Origin of the sequence: Gilliamella sp. Pra-s52 (assembly GCF_009795805.1) — a bacterium.
GTDB lineage: Bacteria > Pseudomonadota > Gammaproteobacteria > Enterobacterales > Orbaceae > Gilliamella.
Genome location: NZ_WTEY01000004.1, coordinates 1 through 17,716, shown reverse-complemented (window position 1 = coordinate 17,716; position 17,716 = coordinate 1). Strand labels below are relative to the sequence as shown.

The 17,716-nt window shown below is 33.4% G+C and carries 14 protein-coding genes and 2 pseudogenes; 9 read left to right on the top strand and 7 right to left on the bottom strand.

Annotation, left to right across the window (positions count from 1 at the left end; genetic code table 11):
* Positions 1–211 precede the first annotated feature (211 nt).
* From GQ594_RS04660 to GQ594_RS04645, 4 genes and pseudogenes are all read right to left on the bottom strand, one after another.
* Positions 212–1,429 (bottom strand): annotated as a pseudogene (locus GQ594_RS04660) (argininosuccinate synthase); the annotation flags it as partial.
* A 104-nt stretch (positions 1,430–1,533) separates the two neighbouring features.
* Positions 1,534–2,313, bottom strand: a complete 780-nt coding sequence (argB, locus tag GQ594_RS04655; protein WP_160399765.1) for an acetylglutamate kinase — start codon at positions 2,311–2,313, stop codon at positions 1,534–1,536.
* Positions 2,314–2,389: 76 nt separating this feature from the next.
* Positions 2,390–3,400: an N-acetyl-gamma-glutamyl-phosphate reductase gene (gene argC, locus GQ594_RS04650; RefSeq protein WP_160411489.1), complete on the bottom strand. Its 1,011-nt coding sequence runs from the start codon at positions 3,398–3,400 to the stop codon at positions 2,390–2,392.
* Between the two features lie 237 nt (positions 3,401–3,637).
* Positions 3,638–5,101, bottom strand: a complete 1,464-nt coding sequence (locus GQ594_RS04645; protein ID WP_160411488.1) for an aminoacyl-histidine dipeptidase — start codon at positions 5,099–5,101, stop codon at positions 3,638–3,640.
* A gap of 148 nt (positions 5,102–5,249) precedes the next feature.
* Here GQ594_RS04645 and gpt point away from each other — a divergent pair, with 148 nt between their 5' ends.
* From gpt to proA, 6 genes are all read left to right on the top strand, one after another.
* On the top strand, positions 5,250–5,783 hold the full coding sequence (gene gpt / locus GQ594_RS04640) for a xanthine phosphoribosyltransferase (protein ID WP_160399762.1): 534 nt from the start codon (positions 5,250–5,252) through the stop codon (positions 5,781–5,783).
* A 23-nt stretch (positions 5,784–5,806) separates the two neighbouring features.
* A complete protein-coding gene (locus GQ594_RS04635; protein ID WP_160411487.1) occupies positions 5,807–7,063 on the top strand; it encodes an alpha/beta hydrolase in 1,257 nt (418 codons plus the stop codon).
* Between the two features lie 25 nt (positions 7,064–7,088).
* A complete protein-coding gene (gene proB / locus GQ594_RS04630; RefSeq protein ID WP_160411486.1) occupies positions 7,089–8,201 on the top strand; it encodes a glutamate 5-kinase in 1,113 nt (370 codons plus the stop codon).
* A 12-nt stretch (positions 8,202–8,213) separates the two neighbouring features.
* The gene (locus GQ594_RS04625; protein ID WP_160399759.1) at positions 8,214–8,510 is read left to right on the top strand and encodes a hypothetical protein; all 297 of its coding nucleotides are present in this window, start codon (positions 8,214–8,216) and stop codon (positions 8,508–8,510) included.
* 36 nt (positions 8,511–8,546) lie between these two features.
* Positions 8,547–8,966: a hypothetical protein gene (locus tag GQ594_RS04620; RefSeq protein WP_160411485.1), complete on the top strand. Its 420-nt coding sequence runs from the start codon at positions 8,547–8,549 to the stop codon at positions 8,964–8,966.
* Between the two features lie 304 nt (positions 8,967–9,270).
* Positions 9,271–10,524 (top strand): glutamate-5-semialdehyde dehydrogenase, encoded by a 1,254-nt coding sequence (gene proA, locus GQ594_RS04615; protein ID WP_160411484.1) that lies wholly within the window; start codon positions 9,271–9,273, stop codon positions 10,522–10,524.
* 58 nt (positions 10,525–10,582) lie between these two features.
* Here proA and trhP read toward each other — a convergent pair whose 3' ends face one another.
* Positions 10,583–11,926 (bottom strand): prephenate-dependent tRNA uridine(34) hydroxylase TrhP, encoded by a 1,344-nt coding sequence (gene trhP / locus GQ594_RS04610; RefSeq protein ID WP_160411483.1) that lies wholly within the window; start codon positions 11,924–11,926, stop codon positions 10,583–10,585.
* A 313-nt stretch (positions 11,927–12,239) separates the two neighbouring features.
* Here trhP and GQ594_RS04605 point away from each other — a divergent pair, with 313 nt between their 5' ends.
* From GQ594_RS04605 to GQ594_RS04595, 3 genes and pseudogenes are all read left to right on the top strand, one after another.
* Complete coding sequence (locus GQ594_RS04605; RefSeq protein ID WP_160399755.1) at positions 12,240–13,544, top strand: GntP family permease; 1,305 nt, start codon at positions 12,240–12,242, stop codon at positions 13,542–13,544.
* A 16-nt stretch (positions 13,545–13,560) separates the two neighbouring features.
* A complete protein-coding gene (locus tag GQ594_RS04600) occupies positions 13,561–14,706 on the top strand; it encodes a glycerate kinase family protein (protein WP_160411482.1) in 1,146 nt (381 codons plus the stop codon).
* A 236-nt stretch (positions 14,707–14,942) separates the two neighbouring features.
* Positions 14,943–16,096 (top strand): annotated as a pseudogene (locus tag GQ594_RS04595) (sugar diacid recognition domain-containing protein).
* Positions 16,097–16,134: 38 nt separating this feature from the next.
* Here GQ594_RS04595 and GQ594_RS04590 read toward each other — a convergent pair.
* On the bottom strand, positions 16,135–16,326 hold the full coding sequence (locus GQ594_RS04590) for a thermostable hemolysin delta-VPH (protein ID WP_160399752.1): 192 nt from the start codon (positions 16,324–16,326) through the stop codon (positions 16,135–16,137).
* Between the two features lie 364 nt (positions 16,327–16,690).
* Positions 16,691–17,176, bottom strand: coding sequence for a hypothetical protein (locus GQ594_RS04585; protein ID WP_160411481.1), 486 nt, complete (start codon positions 17,174–17,176; stop codon positions 16,691–16,693).
* Positions 17,177–17,716: the final 540 nt, after the last annotated feature.

Here is a 17,716-nt window from a genome sequence, read left to right as displayed (position 1 = left end):
TACGATTTTAATTTATCGTTTTTATATGTTTATATTTATAATAAAATTTGATTTTATCAACAATAAAAATAATATATACAGGGTTTAACCTGTATATATTTATTATAGTAGTTTGATTTTTTGATACTAGCGCTTATTTTTTCGTTTTTGTGACTGCTTTTTTAGTCGCTGTTTTTGGACTTTTAGCTGTTTTAGCCTTTTGGGCTGGTTGCTTTTTCTTTTCTTCGTTTAAGGCACGTATGCGTGATGACAATGAGAATAGACGAATAAACCCACCTGCATGGCTGTGATCATAAACTTCATCTTCACCAAATGTAGCAAATTCTTCGTTATATAAGCTATTTGGCGATTTCTTTTGTACTGCCGTTGCATTGCCTTTATAAAGTTTGACCACAACTTCGCCGGTCATATCTTGCGCCAAGACTTCGGCTGCAGCTTGAATAGAACGACGATATGGTGCAAACCAACGACCATCATAAACAACATAAGCCATTTCTAAACCTAATTGTTCGCGCCATTTAAAACTGTCACGATCTAATATTAATTGTTCTAAGCCTCGTAATGCTGTCATCATTATGGTACCACCAGGGGTTTCATAACACCCTCGTGATTTGATACCAACTAAGCGGTTTTCAATAATATCGACTCGACCAACACCATGCTTAGCACCAATTTTATTTAATGTTGCAACGCAGTTATAAGGTGATAGTTTTTTACCATTGACTGAAACAACTTCGCCTTTTTCAATCCCAATAGTAACAAGTTCTGGTTTATTTGGCGCATCTTCTGGCGAAACAGTCCAAGCCCAACAATCAGCATTAGCTTGGTTCCATGTGCTTTCAAGAACACCACCTTCGGTTGAAATGTGCCATGCGTTTTCATCACGGCTGTAAATTTTTTCAACGGTTGCGGTAGTTGGAATTTTACGGGCTTTTAAATAATCAATTAACGCTTCGCGTGAACGTAGATCCCACTCACGCCAAGGTGCGATAACTTTAAGTTGTGGGGCTAGTGCAGTATAAGTGGTTTCAAAGCGTACTTGGTCATTACCTTTACCTGTTGCGCCGTGGCAAAGTGTGTCTGCACCGACTTCTAATGCATATTCAACTTGTGCTTTTGCAATAATTGGACGAGCCATGGAGGTTCCAAGATAGTAAGTACCTTCATATAGTGCCCCAGTTTTTAATACCGGATATACATAGTCTTTAACAAATTCTTCTCGTAAATCAACCACTTTACAAGCAACAGCACCTGATGCTTTAGCTTTCTTTTCGACATCTTTTAATTCTTTGGGGTCTTGACCTACATTGGCAACAAATGCATAAACTTCACATCCACCATAGTTCTCTTTTAACCAAGGAATAATTGCTGATGTATCTAAACCGCCCGAATAAGCCAACACAACTTTTTTTGTTCCACTTTTTTTCATGTTATACCCTTTCTAAATTAACTTACGTAAATAAATGAGTTAAAGATGTTTACTTTTAATATTCAAATAGAGGTAGCCAAATTAATATACTAGCAGCTCAATATTTAAGCAATGATTCTTGTGCCTGTTATACCTGATTGTCCGTTAAATAGTTCAATCAATTTGTCAGATTCTTTCCAACTAGCAATATCAATAGCTCGTCCTAAGGCTTTAGCTGCCTCAAAAGCAGCATTGACTTTCACTATCATCCCCTCAGTAATAACACCTTTGGCAATTAGTTGATCAGCTTGCGATTGTGTTAGTGCTTCAATACGTTGTTTATTTTCATCAAGTACGCCAACCACATCAGAAAGTAATATTAAATCGGCATTTAAAGTTTTAGCAAGAGCAACAGCAGCGTGATCGGCATTGACATTCATCATCTTACCTTCTTCAGTAATACCAATGGAGCTGATAATAGGTAAGTAACCAGCATTAGTAAGTAAGTTTATTAACGTAGGATCGCCAGCTTTAGCTTCACCAACATAACCTAAATCTTCTGAAATTTGTTTAACTTCCACACTATTACCGTCAGCTAAACAGAGCCCAACACTAGCTATTTTTTGTTTTTTTGATTCTGACAATAATGTGGTATTGGCACTACCTGCAAGACTACCGACAATAACATCAATTTGGTCAGCGGGTGTTACACGTAACCCATTTCGACGAACTACAGGTAAGGAGAGTCTATCCATCAAAGAATCAACGACCGTACCACCGCCATGAACAATGATTAATGAACGTTGAAAATTCTTTTTATATTCACTAATGACAACAAATAATTTACTTAAGGCATCTTTGTTATCAAGTAATACGCCACCAAGTTTTATAACTAATGGTTTCATTTTAGTTCCCTATTAATTTAACTTATTGTTAATACGTTCAAAATTTTGGGTAAAATTAAAATAATTTAACCCTTTTTTATAATAATGATGCTGTTTCATCAAAACCAAATCGAATATTCATGCACTGCACCGCTTGCGCTGCAGCACCTTTTAATAAGTTATCTTCAACAGAAATTAATATTAAATGACGATCTTTTAATACAAAACCAATATCACAATAAGGCAAACCAATTACAGACTTTAGTGCAGGCCAATCTTTCTGGTAAACTCTAATTAGCGGTTTATTCTGATAGTATTTATTTAAAGCAGTTAGAATGTCTTGTGATGTTACCCCCTCTTTTACTCGGCAAGTTATTGTGGCATGAATACCTTGTTTAAAACTGCCTAAATGGGGTGTAAAAATTACCTCTTGACCTAAATGTGTTGCAATTTCAGGTTGGTGACGATGCGTAAATAATCCATAAGCGTGTAAGCTTACTTCACAAAATATATTATTATGCGAAGGTTTTCGCCCTGCACCACTCACACCACTTACAGCATTAATAACTGGCCATTGCGAATTATCTAATAGCCCCTCTTCAATTAATGGTTTAAGCGGTAATTGAGAAGCCGTAGGATAACATCCTGGTACCGCAATGAGTTGTGCACCTTTGATCTGTTCGCTATTCCATTCAGCTAAACCATAAACAGCTTTGTCTAACCATTTTTGCTGTTGATGTGTGAAGCCATAATACTCAGAATAAAAAGTAGCCGAATTGACCCTAAATGCACCTGATAAATCAAAAACAACGCAGCCATGATCTAAAAAATAAGGTGCAATATTGTGGCTGACAGCATGTTCAGTTGCTAAAAAAACAACGTCAACATTATTAATATAAGAGGAATAATCTGCTGTAGCAATAAGAGGTAAATCAACAATACCTTTTAATTGGGGATGTAAATCGTAATCAGAAATCAGTTTACCAGCATCTTGACTGTTCTCTGATACAGTTAATGCAATAAGTTCAATATGTGGATGTTTGTGTAAATAATAAGCTAATTTCGCACCAGCATAACCACTCGCACCAACAATAATAGCCTTTAACATACCAACCCTTATTTATTTTTTATGCAATAATGTTCATATAGTAGGTTATTTATAAAGCTATTACAAGTACAAAATGAATTTTTATTCACTTTTTTTGAATTTAATTTCATCTTGCAGGTGTTTTTTTGTTATCTGACTATGATGTTCAAAGATAAAACATCATAGTCTTGAATGATTTTTAATAAGATAACTCAAAATGTTAATTTTCTGCCGAAAAAATCAGCAGATACTAGAAAATTATTTTAGGCAGCTGGCCGATTTTAAGATCGCTATTAATAATTCCCAATATCGATAAACACTTTGAATATTGACTTTTTCGTCTGGAGAATGTGGTGAAACAATTGTTGGTCCAATTGAAATCATATCCATATTTGGATAACTCTGCTTAAATAAACCGCATTCAAGCCCTGCATGAATCACCATTATTTTCGCTTGCTGAGAAAATATTTCGTGATATTTATTTTTTGCAAGTTGTAACAATTGTGAATCTAAATTAGGCTCCCAACCAGAATATCCTCCACTAATTTCATAATTAGCATTTGCCAATTGGCTAAGCGATATCAATGTCGATACAACAGCATCTTTTGCACTATCAACTTGAGAACGAATTAAAAAATGAACAATTAGTTGATTATCTTCAATATTGACAATACCTAAATTAAGTGATGTTTCAACCACACCGTCTAATTGGTTGCTCATTCTAACCACACCATTAGGTGCTGTATTTAACCAATTGATGATTTTATTTTGATGCTCAGTAGTTAATACGCGTTTTACTTTATTGGACTGAACTTCTGATAATGTGATTTCAATAGTCGGCTCTACATGACCTAACTCATTGTGCAAAATAGTTTGATATTGTTGAACAATTGCTTCTAATTTAGGTAAATCTTGTTTATTTAGTGTGATTTCAGCAAAGGCTTCTCTTGGAATCGCATTACGTAATGATCCGCCTTTTATATCAGCCAATCTAAATGAAATATCTGGTACATATTGAGCTAAAAAGCGAGCCATCAATTTAATTGCATTACCTCGACCAAGATGAATATCACAGCCTGAATGCCCACCTTTTAACCCTTTAAGTGAAAGATTCATATAGCAATCATGCTTTTCTGGCATTACAGCATAAGTAACAGCAAAGGTAGTAGTAAAGTCAACGCCACCAGCACACCCTGTAAATATTTCACCTTCATCTTCAGAATCGGTATTAATTAAATATTGGCTTTTTAACCAATTAGGTTGTAAACCAAAAGCACCGTGCATACCGGTTTCTTCTGATACTGTTACTAATACTTCAATTGGTCCATGTTCAACTGTTGGATCAATTAAAACAGCAAGTGCAGATGCTAGTCCAACACCGTTATCTGCACCTAATGTAGTACCTTTGGCTCTTACCCATTCGCCATCAATATAAGCTTGAATTGGGTCGGTTAAAAAATCGTGAATTGTACCCTCATTTTTTTGTGGCACCATATCCATGTGTGCTTGTAAAGCAATGGATGGGCATTCTTCCATACCTTTGGTAGCTGCTTTAGTTAATAAAATATTACCCACTTTATCAAGCTTACAATCAATATGATGTGTATTGGCAAAATCGACAATATATTTAGTTATCATTTGTTCATGATGAGACGGATGCGGAATATTACAAATATCATTAAAAATTTGCCAAACAGATCTCGGTTTTAGTGTAGAAAGCATAATATAACCCCAATATTAAGTAAGTAATAAATTTGAGTGGTTTTTTTTATCTAATCACTCTATAATAAGGTGCAATTTTACATCTATTTTTAGTCCATTAATATTAATTTATTATATTCGTATATCCGATTAAAATTGCAGGTTACTCATGTCAATAGAACAAACATTAACAGAAGAAGAAATTAAAGCCAAAAAACAACAAAAAGCAGAACTTATTGCTGAAAAGAAAAAATTCAACGTCACCTGGGAAATGTTACAATCCTACGGTCGTCAGCTTTCAGAGCGTTTATTACCTGCAACACAATGGAAAGGCATTATTGCCGTTAGTCGTGGTGGACTTGTTCCTGCTGCTATTTTAGCGCGAGAATTAAGTATTCGCTATGTCGATACAGTTTGTATTTCAAGCTATGACCATGACCACCAGCGTGAAAAACTAATATTAAAACAAGCCAATGGAGATGGTGAAGGCTTTATCGTAGTTGACGATTTAGTCGATACGGGTAACACAGCTCATACCATCCGCGAAATGTACCCAAAAGCTCATTTTGTCACTATTTTTGCAAAACCTGCTGGTAAGCCTCTTGTTGATGATTATGTGATTGATATTGCACAAGATACTTGGATCGAACAGCCTTGGGATACTGGTGTCATGTTTGTTAAACCGATTTGTGATCATAAATAATCAAGAAGAGCATTAAATTTGTTATGGTAGCTACCGAAAATCTAACAGCACAAATATTTAAGCCACAATTTGATTACCCCGAGACATCAACGCTTATTAAGCGTATCGATAGTGGCGATGGTAGTAGCATTAGTGCCTTAGATGGTGAAATTGACTCAAGATGGTATCGAATTATTAATGCTGTTTTGTGGCATTGGCGGGGGTTACCAAAATTAGAGACTGAAGCGGTTTTATCAAAAATTGCCGCTTCAACTAAGCATCACACCAATGATAAATGGTTAGATACAGTCGTTGGTTACCAATCAGGTAACTGGGTTTATGAATTTTTAAATCAAGCAGCAATATGGCAAACTAAAGCTGAATCGTTTGATAAAACAAATCTTACCAACGAAGATAAAAATAATTTACTCAATTATTATCTTATTGCCAGTGAATTATCAAGTATTGCTAGCTATCCACATTTTAAAAATGACGAACTTGCAATGTATGCCCAAACTTGTGCTTACCAAAGTTATACAAAAGCACTTAACTTTTCACCATTTTTGACTAAAGAACTTGAATTTAAAGTTGATAATCGTAATGTCAAAGCAATATTACATTTACCAAAAACAGAAGGAACTTGCCCTGTTGTACTAATTTGTAATGCATTAGGTAATTTACAAATTGATTATTACCGTTATTTTAGTGAATTTTTAGCACCTTATGGATTTGCTATGCTAACGGTTGATCTGCCAACTGTAGGTTATAGCCGTAACTTTGCTTTATCTCAAAATAGTAGCCAAATTCATCAAGCCATAATAGAACAGCTTCCATCTATACCTTGGATTGATAATAATCGTATCATTGTTGCAGGGTTTCGGTTTGGTTCGCATATTGCAACACGTTTAGCTTATTTGATGCCAAACAAAATAAAAGGATTGTTTAATTTTACTCCACTAATCCATCAGATCTTTGTTGATAAAACGCTACAAAAAAACCTACCGAATAGTTACAAAGATATGCTTGCTAGTCGTTTAGGATTACCGTCAATATCCAATCAACAATTAGCAGCTGAGTTGAACTACTTTTCGCTAAAAAATCAAGGACTTTTAAATCATGCTTGCCAAGTTCCTGTTATGAATATCATTTTTGAAGATGATAAACTAAGTAACCTTTGCGAGGCAAAATTGATTCATTCAACTAAACAAAACAAAGTAATAACTGTATCTAAAAAGCAATTACAAAAAAGCCTGCATCAGGCATTAGCACAATCAGTAAAATGGATGGAGTCAGTTCTATAATTCACGATTAAAAAAGAGTAATATTATGACTAATAAAAAACAACAGACAATTGTTGTTAAATTAGGTACTAGTGTGCTTACTGGTGGATCTAAGCAATTAGATAAAGCAAAAATAATTGAACTTATTCAACAATGTGCATTTTTACATCAAGATGGACATAAAATTATTATTGTTACATCTGGCGCAATTGCTGCTGGTCGCGAATATCTTAACTTTCCTCCCCTACCCAACACCGTTGCATCCAAACAATTACTTGCCTCTGTTGGACAAAGTAAATTAATACAACTTTGGGAACAGCTATTTTCTATCTATAAGATCTATATCGGTCAAATGTTACTTACTCGTGCCGATTTGGAAGATCGTGAACGATTTTTAAATGCGCAAGACGTTTTAAAAGCAATGTTAGATAATCATATTATTCCTATTATTAATGAAAATGATGCTGTTGCAACCGCAGAAATTAAAGTTGGTGATAACGATAACTTATCAGCGCTAGCTGCTATTTTAGCCGAAGCTGATAAACTAATTTTATTAACAGACATTGAAGGTCTTTATACAACCGATCCAAGATCAGATAAAAGTGCCAAATTGATTCATGAAATTGATCATATTGATGATAATTTACGAAGCATCGCTGGTGATAGTGTTTCTGGACTTGGTACTGGTGGTATGAGCACAAAAATACAAGCGGCCGAGGTCGCTGGTAGTGCTGGTATTGAAGTTATAATTGCCGCAGGAGGCAAAGCCAACGTTATTATTGATATTGTTAATAATCAATCTGTCGGTACACGATTTATACCTCAAAAAACCCCACTAGAACATCGAAAACACTGGCTTTTTGGTGCACCAAAAGCTGGAATAGTACAATTAGATGATGGTGCGGTTAATGCAATATTAAATAATGGGAGTTCACTATTACCTAAAGGTATTATCAACGTAGAACAGAACTTTTCTCGTGGTGAAGTTATTGATATTTGCGATAAATCTGGCAAACGCATTGCGCGTGGTGTCAGTCGTTATAACAGTGATGCTTTAAGGCAAATTGCTGGGCATCATTCTCAAGAAATTAGTCAAATTATTGGCTATGAATATGGTCATGTTGCTGTTCACCGTGACGATATGATAATTAAACAATAAGGAAAGAAAATCATGGGATTAGCTATTGGTGGTATAATTGCGAATTGGTTTGCAGTATTAATATTTTATCTTAACTCTTCATTAAACCGTGATGAGGCATCACAAATAGTTTTACCATTTGCAATTATTTTTGCTTTGATTGCTACATTAGGGTTAATTGTTGCAACAAACAATAAAAAAATTGGAGGTATATTAATCATTATAGGAAGTATATTTTTTATACCTCTAGGGTTAATTGGTGTTTTTGGTGGAAAAAAAGTTGTAAGTCAAGAAAATGCCAAATCTTTAGATGAAAGACGCAATTTCTAGAACATAAAAAAATATTACATTAATTAGGATAAAAAAGTGGAATCAAAAAAACAAACTACTAAACAATTTTATGCACGATATTTATCAATGCTTCGTATTGTCGTTTGTATTATTGTTATCATGGCAATGTTGGTCATAGCTCCAGAATTATGGTATAACATTATATTATTACTATTAGTACTAGTCATATCCATTTGGCAATATTTTATGGTATATATTACTATTGGTGAAGATTTTATTACACTTAAACCTGCACCAATAAGAAGTAATATAAGCGTACTTTTTGATGAAGTTAAATCAGTTAGATATGAACCTAAAAAAATATTTATAGAATATTGTAATAAAATAAGTAAACAGGAATCTACCTTAAAAATATATTTAAATGTTTTAGATAATGCTACAAAAGCAGAACTTTTAAATACTTTACATACAGTTTTAAAAGATAAAGAGTCATAAATTGATGTTTACAAGAGCAAAGAAGCACAGTTCTTTGCCCTTATTTCTATTTATACAGCTGCAATACTTAAATAGAAAACATTATTATATCCTACTTAGATTTTACTTCTTTTCAGCAAAAGTATACTTTTGATATCTATCATCATTAAAGATAAATAGAACGTAAGAGAATACTGAGTAAATAATGAAATAAAAATTTATTGTTAAATTTCAACAAAATATTAACGTTATATAAGAAATTATTTTATAAAAATAATGCTTAAACAAGTAGAATTATTAAAAATAAACTTTAGAGACAATAACAATGTTACAGCAAATGGGAAAAACTGCTAAACTTGCTTCATATCAACTAGCACAATGTCCAACCGCAATGAAAAATAACACGTTGATGGTTATGGCTGATTTATTAGAACAGCATAGCGCAAATATACTCATTGCAAATGAAAAGGACATCCAAGCAGCGAAAGAACAATGTTTAGACGAAGCCATTTTAGATCGTCTACTTTTAACACCTGAGCGATTATCATTTATAGCCAATGATATCCGCAAAGTAGTTTCCTTAGCAGATCCCATTGGACAAATGATTGATGGTTCAATTTTAGATAACGGATTAAAGTTACAACGTTGTAGAGTACCCTTAGGCGTTATTGGTGTGATTTATGAAGCTCGCCCAAATGTCACGATTGATATTGCTGCCCTTTGTTTAAAAACAGGCAACGCAGCAATACTTCGCGGAGGAAAAGAAACAATCAATACCAATGTTGCCATAATTTCTGTGATCCAAAAAGCATTAAAACAAGTCGGATTACCTCAAACAGCTATCCAATGTATAAATAATCCTGATCGTAAATATATTCATGAATTACTTAAACTCGATAAGTATATTGATATGATTATCCCCCGTGGAGGTGCATCTTTACATAAGTTATGCCGTGAACATTCAACAATTCCCGTTATTACAGGTGGTATTGGTGTCTGTCATATTTTTGTAGATGAAACGATTGAGTTTGATAAAGCACTACCAATTATTGTTAATGCCAAAACTCAGCGCCCAAGCACGTGTAATACACTTGAAACGCTACTAATTCATCGAAATATTGCAAAGCAATTTTTACCTAAACTCAGCCAAGCTATGGCAGATAATAACGTTATATTACATGCCGACCCAAGCTGTTATGACATATTAAAAACAGAAACTGCAACTGTCGTTCCCGTTAAAAATGAAGAATTACAGCAAGAATGGTTATCAAAAGATTTGAATGTAATTATTGTTAATTCGCTTGAACTGGCTATAGAGCATATCCGTGAATATGGTACAGGCCATTCAGAATCAATTCTAACGCGTAGCTTACTTAATGCTGAACAGTTTGTAAATCAAGTTGATGCGGCTGCAGTTTATGTTAATGCATCAACACGTTTTACTGATGGTGGACAATTTGGTTTAGGAGCAGAAGTTGCAGTTAGTACACAAAAACTACATGCCCGCGGACCGATGGGACTTGAAGCACTAACAACCTATAAATGGATTGGTTATGGTGATGATTTAATTCGCCAATAACAAAATCAAAGTGAATATACTGTTCAGACTAGCTGAACAGTTTTTAAACCGAATAAAACTAATCAAAATTACGCATTAATAATGCAAAATTTAAATCGATTTCTTCAGGAATTGGAATATAAACAATATGACCATCGCCAAGCCCTGAAGGTACTGGCTGTCCCTTTTTATTTTCCATACGCTCAATAATAAAGGTCTTATTGCCTTTTGGTGTCATCATTTCAACGCTATCACCGACTGAAAACTTGTTTTTAACAATAATCTCAGCAAGACCATTTAAACGTTGACCACTAAATTCACCGACAAACTGTTGCCGCTCAGACACAGAATGGCTATGTACATAATTTTGCATATCTTCATGTTTATGGCGACGTAAAAAACCTTCGGTATAACCACGATGCGCAAGCGAATCCAGTTCTGCTAATAACCGAGGATCAAAAGGCTTACCTTCACTCGCTGCATCAATGGCTTGACGATACACTTGTGCAGTTCTTGCACAATAATAAAATGACTTAGTACGTCCTTCAATTTTAAGAGAATGTACTCCAATTTTGGTTAAATCATTCACAAGTTCAACCGCCCTTAAATCTTTTGAATTCATGATATACGTACCATGTTCATCTTCAAAAGCTTGCATGTATTCACCAGGCCTACCCGATTCTTCAAGCATAAACACTTTATTCGTGGTTTGACCAATGCCTAAAGTTGGTTCAACCTGTTGTACGGGGATTGGTTCGCATTTATGAACGATTTGCCCTACTTCGTCTTCTTTACCTTCAGTAACTTTGTACTCCCAACGGCAAGCATTAGTACAAGTACCTTGATTTGAATCACGCTTGTTAATATAACCGGACAACAAACAACGCCCAGAATAAGCCATACAAAGTGCACCATGAATAAACACTTCTAATTCCATTTCAGGGACTTTTTCACGGATTTCAGCAATTTCATCAAGTGATAATTCACGGGATAACACAACACGAGTTAATCCCATTTGATGCCAAAACTTTACCGTTGCCCAGTTAACCGCATTGGATTGCACCGATAAATGAATTTCCATTTCAGGAAAATGTTCACGAACTAACATAATTAAGCCTGGATCAGACATGATAAAGGCGTCTGGCTTCATATTTACAATAGGCTCTAAATCCCGAATAAAAGTTTTTAGTTTAGAGTTATGAGGAGCAATATTAACTACCACATAAAACTTTTTGCCTTGAGCATGAGCTTCATTGATACCAATAGCTAAATTTTCATGATTAAATTCGTTATTCCGTACACGTAAACTATAACGAGGTTGACCAGCATAAACCGCATCCGCTCCATAAGCGAAAGCGTAACGCATATTTTTAAGAGAACCAGCAGGAGAAAGTAACTCTGGTTTTGTATATAAAGTTGTCATTAAAATGCCTCTGATTTCAAGTCAGTATTACTTATTAGTAATAGGTTAAGCAAAATAGGATGGGGATTTTACGCTTTAGCTTGTCAGTTGGCAAATTAATTAAATAACTTAGCTAAATAATTAACTATTCATAATCATTATGAACATTTTTTAGCAAATAGTGTGACTAAATTCACACCATTTTGTAACTATGCCTAATTTTTTCTAATTTTAAAATAAAATTTTTATGCAAAACTACATAGCATAATGCTTAGTACAATAATAAAATTAGTCAATCTTATAAATTAACTGTATAGAAATAAGAGAAAATCTAATGAATGAAATAATTTCTTGGTATGGTGCTCTAATAGGATTATTTCTTGCAATATTTTTAATATTGCGAGGAATAAATCCTGTTTATTCGTTATTTTTTGGCGCAATAATTGGAGCATTTATTGGTGGTGCTAATTTAATTCAAACTGTATCTATTTTAGTTAGTGGAACACAAAGTATTATGGGCACAGTCATTCGAGTATTGGCTGCAGGTATTTTAGCTGGCGTTATGATGGAATCAGGAGCCGCCGAAACTATAGCTCAAGCAGTGGTCAAAAAGTTAGGGGAAAAGAAAGCGCTATTAGCTTTAGCTCTTGCAACAGGAATCATTACTGCGTCTGGTGTATTTATTCCTGTAGCGGTACTAATCGTTGCACCAATTGCTTTATCTGTTGGGAATAAAATGGGCATATCACGATTGGCACTATTGCTAGCTTTATCTGGTGGTGGTAAGGCAGGAAATATTATATCACCTAACCCTAATACCATCGCTGCAGCAAATGGTTTTAACTTAAGTTTAAGTGATGTCATGATAGGTGGTTTTATTCCAGCTATATTTGGGTTAACTGCAACTGTTGTTATTGCCTCATTAATCAAGAATAAAGGAGACAAAATCGTTGAGCAAGAAGTGCTTGCTTTAAAAAAAGATGAACCAGAAAATAAAAGCAATACGCCATCTTTAATCAAAGCTATTGTTGCTCCAGTTACAGCAATAATTCTGCTAATGATTAGCCCAATTGGTAATATTTGTCATATTGATTTTTTAGCTAATTTAAAAATTGACGCATTGTATGTACTACCAATAGCAGGAATGATTGGAATGTTTGCTATGGGTCAACATCGTAAAATAGCAATGTACACAAAATCAGGAATAGATAAGATGACACCTACTGTTCTTATTTTAATCGGCGCAGGGGCAATTGCAGGTTTAATTGGTGCATCGAATCTTGCTGGCCAAGTTATTCATATAATCCAATCAATGGGGATTTCCGGTTATTACTTATCACCAATTTCAGGCGTCCTAATGGCTGCAGCTACTGCTTCAACTTCAACCGGAGTCATTTTAGCAACAGGAACTTTCGGCTCGACAATTACTAATATGGGTATACCGGCAATTAGTGCTGCTGTCATGATGCATACAGGTGCTACAGTTATTGATTCATTACCTCAAGGAAATTACTTCCATGTCACTGGTAACAGCATGAATATGTCAATTAAACAGCGTATGAAATTAATCCCATACGAAGCGCTTGTTGGTGGAACAATGACAATTATTGCAACTTTATTATATGGCTTCATTATTTAATATCAGGAATAACTTTATGAAACAAAAAACATTTGTACTTGCACCCGATTCTTTCAAAGAAAGTCTAACAGCCAAAGAAGTTTGTGAAGCAATGGAATCAGGTATAAAAAAAGTATTTTCTGATGCTAAATTTGTTCATGTACCAATGGCCGATGGCGGCGAAGGCACTACACAATCATTAGTTGATGCCACAAATGGGACATTACATACTTGTGAAGTAACTGGACCTCTAGGTAATAAAGTGATTGCCCATTTTGGTATTTTAGGAGATAAAACCACTGCAGTGATTGAAATGGCGTCAGCAAGTGGAATTCAACTTGTACCCAAAGAAAGCCGTAACCCATTAATAACTACCACTTATGGAACTGGCGAATTAATTTTAGCTTGTATAAAACATGGGGTAAAAAAAATCATTTTAGGTATTGGCGGTAGCGCCACCAATGATGGTGGTGCAGGAATGGCACAAGCTTTGGGCGTCAAATTTTATGATAAAAATGATCAATTATTAGGCAAAGGTGGTGGGGGCTTAGATAAATTAGCAAAAATCGATGTATCGGAAGTTAACTCACTACTTGATAATGTAGAGTTTATTGTTGCTAGTGATGTCACAAACCCATTATGTGGAGAAAAAGGAGCATCAAGCGTTTTTGGTCCACAAAAAGGGGCAACACCTGAAATGGTTAAGCAATTAGATAAAAATCTACAGCATTATGCATCTGTTATAAAATCACAATTAGGAAAAGATGTTTCAACCATTCCTGGCGCAGGAGCTGCTGGTGGATTGGGCGCCGGATTAATGGCATTTACTAACAGTAAAATGGAAAAAGGAATTAATATTGTTATTCGATATAGTGATTTAGAAAGCAAATTAAAAGGTGCTGATTTTTGTTTTACCGGTGAAGGAGGAATTGATTTCCAAACTAAATTTGGCAAAACACCTTTTGGCGTAGCTCAAGCAGCTAAAGCACAGCAAGTTCCTGTAATTGCTTTAGCTGGCACAATTGGAAAAAATATTGAAGAGCTATATCCTGAAGGAATAGATACTATTTTTGGTATCATTCCTAGTGCTTCCACAATAGAAGAATTACTAAATAACGGTTTTAAAAATATAGAACGAACTAGCGAAAACATAGCTCGTTTAATTAAAATAACTCAAATCTAACATCCTAAAAATAAATTAATAGCAAAAGAGGAATAGCATACTGACAATACTATTCCTCTTTTTATTTAAAATAATAATATCAACTAAATTTAGTTCACTATAATCAGTTAATAATTTTGATTAATAAAAATTTAATTATAAAAACGATATAAATAATTAGTTATAACAAGTTAAAATCACAGTCATTGTATTAAAAACAATCGTTTCATTAACAATAAAATTAGGAATCTACATCAATGAAATCTATAAGTATCACCCCTAAACTTGCCCAATATATTGTTGATCGCACAATGAAGATTATTGATTGTAATATTAATGTAATGAATAATAGTGGCAAAATTATTGGTAGTGGAGATATAGAAAGAATTGGGGAATTACATGAAGGAGCCATGCTAGCCATTTCACAAAAAAGAGTTGTAACAATTGATAATCCAACAGCAAAAAAATTAAAAGGAGTAAAACCAGGAGTCAATTTTCCGCTTAAATTAAATGATGAAATCGTAGGAGTAATTGGTGTTACAGGAGAACCTAAAAAAATCATTCAGTTTGCAAAATTAGTTTGCATGTCAGCAGAAATGATGATGGAACAGGAGCATTTATTAAAACAATTATCTCAAGATAACCGTTTAAAAGAAGAGTTTATTTTATCCATTATCCAATCGGATAATAAAGTTTCGGATCTATCCGAATGGAGTAGAAAACTCAATATCAATATTTCTCTACCTCATGTAGCTGTTATAATCGAAATAGATAGTGGACAATTAGGTATTCAAACAGCAATGAGTGAATTGCAACATATTCAAAATGAACTACAAAATATCACAAAAAGTAAACTAGTTGCTATAAAGTCTTTAACCGAAATTGTTATGCTGATTCCTGCATTAAATAAGTTTAATCGCTGGGACATTGCTGAACACAAAAGTAACTTAGAAAAGTTGGTCAATTATATTAAAACGTCTTGCCAAGTTTTAGTTAAAATTTCTTTAGGAAACTACTTCCATCACGGTATTGATATGATTGCCCGCTCTTATCAAACTGCTAAAATAGCAATGTTGGTTGGAAAAAAAAGAATGCCAAATTGTCGTCATTTTTACTATCAAGAATTAATTCTACCTGTTCTTTTAGATAGTTTAAACCATGACTGGCAGGCAGAAGAATTGCTATCGCCATTAAAAAATTAAAATCTTTTGACCATAGTGGAATATTACAAAAAACACTCACAACTTGGTTTAATCAAAATCTACAAAATAGCAAAACAGCTAGCACATTATTTATTCATCGTAATACATTAGAATATCGTCTAAATAGTATTTCTAAATTAACTGGACTAAATCTATCTAAATTTGATGATCGAGTACTACTATATATTGCACTTCAACTAGACAAATAATTATTTAAAAAAATCCTAAACTATTTTTTTGCATAAAATTAATCGCTATTATTCAACAATGGTAAATATTCATCCCATCGATACTCTCTAATTGGCATAGGGTTAGTATTTTTAAAATATAAAACTAAAGCCGGTTTAATACCATTCCAATTATCAACAAATTCATATTTAACAAGCTCCCCATCTTTGATTAACTTCTTTGCTTTCGCATGATAATTAAAATACCCCATAGATTTATGATTCCAAAGCTCTTTTTGCTCTTATGAATACACTAAAAATGTTTCCGCTAAATAAAAATAAATAGATAAATGTTATTAATATAATAAACCCTTATAAATATTTAGATATATGTCTTTGTAATGCTAGGGCAGTTAGTTTAATTCAATAACCATTTGTGTTAGATAAAAATTTTTAATTTATAAAGTAATTAAATCAATACCAAATTAAATTCTTATTTTTGCAATTCTATGCTGTTGAATGAGCAACTAGAAATTGTCCATATTATTCTTTGTATATAGTTGCTTTGGTAATCTAATTACCAAAAAATAAAAAACAGGTAAACATACAAAATTTAAGATGAATTCTATAATTTAGCTAATTACTTGTGCAATGTTGTAATATTGGTTCAAAAGCTTCTTTAAAACCTTCTAAACCAAATATCATATTAATTGTTTTTGAATCACTCGAAGCAGTAACTGATAACCATTGTTTATCTTCCAGATTTTCAAAAAAATTTTTATTAAAACTCTTAGATAAGGATATATTTTCTAACTTTATTTTTTGCTCAATAAGTTCTTGTTGATCAACACCTAACATGAGCGACCATTCTTTTGATGAAATAAATGATACATTAAGAATGTTAAGCATTAAATTATTATTTTTACAATTAACTGCCAAAATAGCTCTTTCGCGAGATGTCAAATCTTTAAGATCTGCTGTTAGCATAAAATACTTGGATTCATCATTTTTAGCCTCTAAATTGAGTCCAGAAACCCAGTTTCCATAAATTTTTTTCAATTGTTGCATTTGCAAAAAATGCGACAACATTAAAAAGAATAATAAAAATAATATTTTTTTCATTTTCTACCCTTTTCAATTAAATTTTTTAGTAATTGCAAAAAGAAATTGAAAAATATTAACCGTTGTTTTTGATATGACTGTAAAAATTTTTTATGTGACGTAAAAAATAAGCTGTAGGAAAGCACCGAGTGGTTTACACTTTATAATATTGTGCTACTTTTGTTTTTATATATTCATTACAATTTTGTTTTAAATTGCTGTAAACATACAAGCAATTCCTACAGTTAATAAGCTATCTCGTCATAGGGGTTTTTATTTCCCACTCAATTATTGAAATTAATATCAATTCTTTTAAATTCAATTAATTATAACAATGCCCATTTGCACCTACCGTCAAAAATACCGTCATTAATATTTATTTAAGTTTCACTCCATAAATTCACATCAAAAATAAATCATCATAAAATATCTCAAAAATTCACACATAACTTATCATGATAACAATAAACTACACACTACCAATTTACATACGTCAAACGCCCGCCGATTACGAAAATGAAATTACGGGCGAGTGCTACATTATCAACAGCGACGACGAGC